The 5618-nt window shown below is 35.0% G+C and carries 6 protein-coding genes; 2 read left to right on the top strand and 4 right to left on the bottom strand.

Going from position 1 to position 5618, the window contains the following annotated elements; genetic code table 11:
- Positions 1-44: 44 nt before the first annotated feature.
- The 4 genes from B4F31_RS16945 to B4F31_RS16930 form a co-directional block, all read right to left on the bottom strand.
- Positions 45-1292: a hypothetical protein gene (locus tag B4F31_RS16945; RefSeq protein ID WP_286761816.1), complete on the bottom strand. Its 1248-nt coding sequence runs from the start codon at positions 1290-1292 to the stop codon at positions 45-47.
- A gap of 164 nt (positions 1293-1456) precedes the next feature.
- Positions 1457-2458, bottom strand: coding sequence for a serine hydrolase domain-containing protein (locus tag B4F31_RS16940; protein ID WP_286761815.1), 1002 nt, complete (start codon positions 2456-2458; stop codon positions 1457-1459).
- Positions 2455-2901: a MarR family winged helix-turn-helix transcriptional regulator gene (locus tag B4F31_RS16935; RefSeq protein WP_286761814.1), complete on the bottom strand. Its 447-nt coding sequence runs from the start codon at positions 2899-2901 to the stop codon at positions 2455-2457. The genes B4F31_RS16940 and B4F31_RS16935 overlap by 4 nt, the downstream gene beginning before the upstream one ends.
- A 205-nt stretch (positions 2902-3106) precedes the next feature.
- Complete coding sequence (locus tag B4F31_RS16930; protein ID WP_286761813.1) at positions 3107-3349, bottom strand: helix-turn-helix domain-containing protein; 243 nt, start codon at positions 3347-3349, stop codon at positions 3107-3109.
- A 438-nt stretch (positions 3350-3787) separates the two neighbouring features.
- Here B4F31_RS16930 and B4F31_RS16925 point away from each other — a divergent pair, with 438 nt between their 5' ends.
- Positions 3788-4570 (top strand): RNA polymerase sigma factor, encoded by a 783-nt coding sequence (locus B4F31_RS16925; RefSeq protein WP_286761812.1) that lies wholly within the window; start codon positions 3788-3790, stop codon positions 4568-4570.
- A gap of 2 nt (positions 4571-4572) precedes the next feature.
- Positions 4573-5618 (top strand): hypothetical protein (locus B4F31_RS16920; protein WP_286761811.1); only part of this gene is annotated, 1046 nt, incomplete at its 3' end.

Here is a 5618-nt window from a genome sequence, read left to right as displayed (position 1 = left end):
AGCGATTATTGCTTTTCATAGGATGCGTTGTTAGCTGTAGTACCCTAGTTCAAATTTGGTAAATGAAATACCAATACTGCGATATTTATTTCTCTATTAGAGTCTTCTTCTAAGTGAAAAATGAAATTTCTCCAATTAGGAGCTGTTTGTCTTTCTTCCCTGACAAAATTTGGATGATTTTTGGTTTCGATTTCAATCGTTGTAAAGACTTTTGAAATTTCTTTATTTCTTGAAAATATTACTAAAGCGGTTTTTGAATCTCGGTAGGTTAAATAGCTAATTAGTTGATCAAATGTTTTAAAATATTGGGTTTTTCCACCCCAGAATTTGCATTCAGCTATGAATACTACATCACTTTTATATTTGAGTAAAATATCTGTTTTACCTCTCTTATTAAAAGTTTCTCCACTAGCACTTCCATATTCGAAGTTAGGATCTAAAGTAAGTAATATGTGGTCTCGTAAATCTTCTTCTCCCTTATTGTTGTATGTTGAAGGCATTCTTTCAAAGTTTTTCCCAACATCGTTTATTATTCTTAAAATTTCTTGATAATCCTCAAAACTCAGAGTTGGTTCAGGATTAAATTTATCTTCATAGACTTTTGGTTCAATTTTAATCTTTTTTCTCAACTCAGGTTTTGGAACCGAAAATGTGGTTGAAACGTCTTTTTTCATCTTTAGAGGAACACCTAACGAAGCCATTAGATCATTCGTTTGAAGAATTTTATTTTTTCTTTCCCTAATATGTTTAAGTGCAAATTCCAATAATCCGTCATTGAAGCTCTTGCAATCTTTTTGAACGGTATCATAGTCAGATAGTATATATCTTTTTTGTTCTGAAAATGCCGATTTTATTTTCTCTGGATCATTATAATAGTTTACGATTTCAACGGTAATACTTTCATTGTCAACTCCAACTGTAGTACTTCCAGATATCGAAAATCCACTTACTGCTCTATTAGCCAATATGTATATATCTCCAGAAAAAGGGATATGGTAAATTATTACATCTCTCTTATATTTCTTACCAGAATAAACGTCAAAAGAACCAGGAAACCATTCAGCAGGAATTTCTTTTTCGTATTTATCTATATAAACCTCTTCAAAAAGTAATTTCGGAAATTCAATTTTCTTGTTCTGTATAAGGTATTCTGCAAATTCACTTTCACTTACATTCAAAATATAATTATCGTCTTTTGATTGAATTTCAGTCAATATTTGTTGATATCTATTTTGGAAAACTGCTCCTAGATCTCCTTCTCTATAAAGTTTAATTTCTCCGTTTCTATACATTTTTTATCGTTTGGGTATTACAGCTAACGGTTTGCGGTTATCGCAAGTTGCGGCAGGAACGCGAACTAGTCGGCTTAACCATTTTCTTTCTTGGTTTCTAAAATTACACTTTTTCGACTAAACCCGTAATTTGCGATGAACCGCTGTTACCAAATGTTGTTCCATTATATTTTTTTTGATGCTATGTAATCAAGAAGAAAATTGCGTACACTTGAACCTCCCATCCCTGGGTTTCTATTTGTTAAAACGATAACGGTATATCTATCATCAATTATATCTAAAGCAGAAGCAACTCCAAGAGTAGTATTATCTAGATAATAACCACCCGGGTGCCCATAAATTTTACTTTCACCTTTGAAATTAAGCTGGAAGCCAAGCCCATAGTTTGCATTCGATTGTTTACTTCTCATTTCCTCTATTAATTCTTTAGGAAGAAGTTGATTGTTTCTTAATGCTCGCGAAAATTTAAATAAATCATCAACTGTAGAATTGCTACCTCCATCTGGCAATCCTACCGAAGTATTATTCATCTCCAAGGGTCTTAAAATATTATTTTCGACATATGCCGTATAAGACATTTTACTAATCGATTCGATTATTTTTCCTAATATTATATAGTCAGAATTACTATATTGAAAGTTACCGTGGTCTTTTATCGAGACTTTTTTTAATATTAGTTTATACAAAGTATCGAAATCATTTTGTTCTGAATCGCTTGTAAAACCCCAATAATTTCCAACCCCACCTGTATGGCTTAAGAGCTCTCTAACGGTTATACTATCTTTCAAAAAGCCGTTTTCAATTTTTGGTAGGTAGTTTCCTAAAGAAGCATCTAAATCGATTTTATTTTGAGACTTAAGTTCCATAATAGAAATGGCAGTAAACATTTTTGACATAGAAGCCAAGCCTATACTACTATCGACAGAATGCTTTTTTGAAGATTCAAGGTCTTTATAGCCAAAAGCTTTTTTCAATAGGATTTGGTCTTTGTCTGCGATAAGAACTACTCCGTGAAGGCTATCTTTCTTTGCTTGATTATTTAAATATTCTTCTATTTGAATGATATTTAAAGCGTGACTACTACTTTTTCCTTTTTTTTCTTGGCTATTAGAGTTTTTACAACCAAAAGCTATAAAAACTATTAGGATTAGAATACGATTATTCATTTTGATGTGTTTAAAATTATTTTGTTTAATGTGCTTAATAAGTTTTCTTGTTCTTCTGCGTTTATTTTTTCTAAAGCAGTTTGTCTGTTTTCTTTGATTATGGGAATTGCTAATTCCAGAATTTCTCTTCCCTTGTCAGTAATTCTCAAATCTTTTTTTCTTCGATCTGTTTCATTCTCCTTACGCGATAGGAAACCTCCTTTGAATAAGAGTTCGATCATTCGGGTTATTGAAGCAACGTCCTTAAAGAGTAATTCTGATAGTTCCACTTGGCTTATTTCAGGTCTTTTCTCTATTTCAATTAATATTAAAATTTGGTTGATAGTAATAGAGTAGCCAAGTTTATTTAGGTTGTTTTGTGCCATAGTTCTATACTGCTTTATGGCTTTTTCTATTTGGTAGAAAATTGTCTCTTTGGGATTTTCAAAACTGTTATTTTTCATTGATTCAGATATAATTGATATATCAAATATATAAATAAATTCTTTAGATTCAATTTTTTGCCCTTTTATGTTGGGCAATGCGATACACCTCAAACAATTTGCCTTTTCAGTAATATATTGGGAGTAAAGGTGGTTTTACCAAATATAAAACATCAAAATAATGGAGAAATTGGGAAATACGTAAAGAGAGAAGAATTAAAGGAATTTATTCAGAAAATAATTCAAAATCAATATCGAGAAGCATTTTAGGTTCAACTTCCAGGGCTTTGGCTAATGCTAATAATGTAGTAAAGGAAAAATTTCTATTACCATTTTCAATAACACTTAAACTGCCTTTTGTTACTCTGCATCGTGCGGCAATATCGTCTTGACTTAGACCTTTTTCTTCACGAAGCCTTTTCACTTGCCTCCCGAAAATTCGTTGTCTTTTAAGGTCTAAATTTTCCATAATACTTACTTGGAAAGTAAATACAAGAAATTTTTAATTAAATAATGTTACAAGAACTTGTAACAAAAAAATATTTTTTGTTACTTAGCTGATAGTTAGATCAAAATGATTTAATTTTTATATTTGCGATACTTCTTAAAGTAAAATATTAGAAGCATTCGCTTTGAGTCTTGAACAGAAAACTGGTAATTTTCAACAAACCACAAGATGATAAGTGTAAATGCTCACGACCCGGGCGTGGGCTTACTTCATCGTGGTAAGGTATACCAGTGCCTCTGTTCGATAAGTTGAGTCTCCACGCCTTTTTTGTTATAAAAAAACAGGTCTTCTTCTCAATTGTTTTCAAAGCTATCTTCTCTTTATATCTTATAAGAATTCGCTTAAGCTAAATCCATTTTAATCCTGGAGGTTTTTACCTCCACTTAAAAGCGACTGCTTATGTTACAGCGTATTTTTGAATTATTACAACAAGGGCATCCCGATGCTTTGGAGTATATCTATGCTAGGTATAAACGAAGCCTTTTCTGGGAGGGCAGGCAAATATTGGATGACGATTTTGCCGTGGAAACCCTAGTTCAAGATACATTTCTCATATTTTGGGAGAAAAGGGATCGAATAGAGCGACCAGAACATATTTATTATTTCCTGCGGATGGTGATGAAAAGGGAATGCTACACCTATTATATCCGACCTAAAAATAAATTTTTTAGAACTGTCAATTCCTTAGAAAGTTTCGAGAACTACCAGGAGTATTTGCACGGTTATGATCCAGAGAAAGATGATCAGCACTTATTAAATCACGAGGTTCAACAAAAAGCATTTGACCGAATAAGTCGTGTTTTACCCTTACTCAGTCCCGAAAGACGACGCCTGATTAAACTCTGTTTAAAGTATGACTTTCGCTATAAAGTTATTGGTCAATTAATGGGGACCAGTATTACCCACACTAGCAACGAGGTAAAAAAGGCTATCGTGGATATTAAAAATATCATTCGTCAGGGGAGTAATCTGGAAACAAAACCGAAACCAATTCTGGCGGTAAAGATCCAGAGGGAGATGACCCTGGAACAGGAAAAGGTCTTGCAGCTGCGCACGGAAAGACAATACTCCTTTGCAGCTATTGCCAAAGAATTGAACCTTTCCCAAAAGAAAGTGCACCAGGAATTTATGTCCGCCTATAGGCTGATGCAGTTAAAACACGAACAACAACAATCGGCTTAGTGATGGGAAAGGACACCATTACACTCACCCGCAGTATCCGGTTAGAGATCGACCTGCCAACCCAGGAAGAACGCCAGGAGGCTAAAAGTAAGCTGTACCAATGGCGTTACCGCTGTCATAAAGCTGCGAACCTTATCGTTTCCCATTTATATGTTCAGGAAATGATCCAGGAGTTTTTCTACCTATCAGAAGGGGTGAAGTATAAGCTGGTGGACGAGAAAAAAGATGAACTGGGTATCTTTAACCGGTCGCGGATGAATACCACCTACCGGTTGGTATCTGATCGCTATAAAGGGAAAATGCCCACCAACATTTTATCCCAACTCAATAGTATCATTCAAAGTTCCTTTAAGAAAAACAGGGAGGAATACTGGAAAGGCGAGCGTTCCCTGCAAAATTTCAAAAAAGAAATGGCCTTTCCTTTTACTATGGAGGGTGTCTGTGGCCTGGAATTCAATCCTGAGAAAAGTGCCTTTTGCTTTCGGTTCTTTTCCATCCCGGTAAAAACCTATATAGGTAGGGCATTTAATGACAAATGGAAATTGATGCACCAGCTAACAAAGGGTGAGATTAAAATGCGCACTTCCTATCTCAAGTTAAAAGATGGTAAGATCTTTATGATGGCCGCCTTTGAAATGGAGAAAGAAAAACATAAGCTACGGCCGGAAGTGGTTGCAGAAGCCAGGTTGTCCCTGGAGTATCCAATTATAGTGAAAATTGGTAAGGCAAAGCTTAGCATAGGGAGCAGGGAAGAATTTCTATATCGGAGGTTGGCTATACAAGCCGCCAGTAGAAGAACCCGGGAGGGAGTTAAATATGCCAGGTCTGGGAATGGGCATAAACGGAAAACAAAAGCGGCAGCCAGGTTTAAAGATAAGGAGCGCAATTATGTGAACCAGCGACTGCACGTGTACAGCCGGGAACTAATAGATTTCTGCGTAAAACACCAGGCAGGAACGCTCATTTTAGTAGACCAGGAGCAAAAAATTGAACTTGCCAAAGAGGAAGCATTTGTGCTAAGAAACTGGGGCTACTATGATCTAATGAC

It is taken from the genome of Salegentibacter sp. UBA1130 (assembly GCF_002311535.1).
Taxonomy (GTDB): Bacteria; Bacteroidota; Bacteroidia; order Flavobacteriales; family Flavobacteriaceae; genus Salegentibacter; species Salegentibacter agarivorans.
This window is presented reverse-complemented; position numbering and strand designations above follow the sequence as displayed.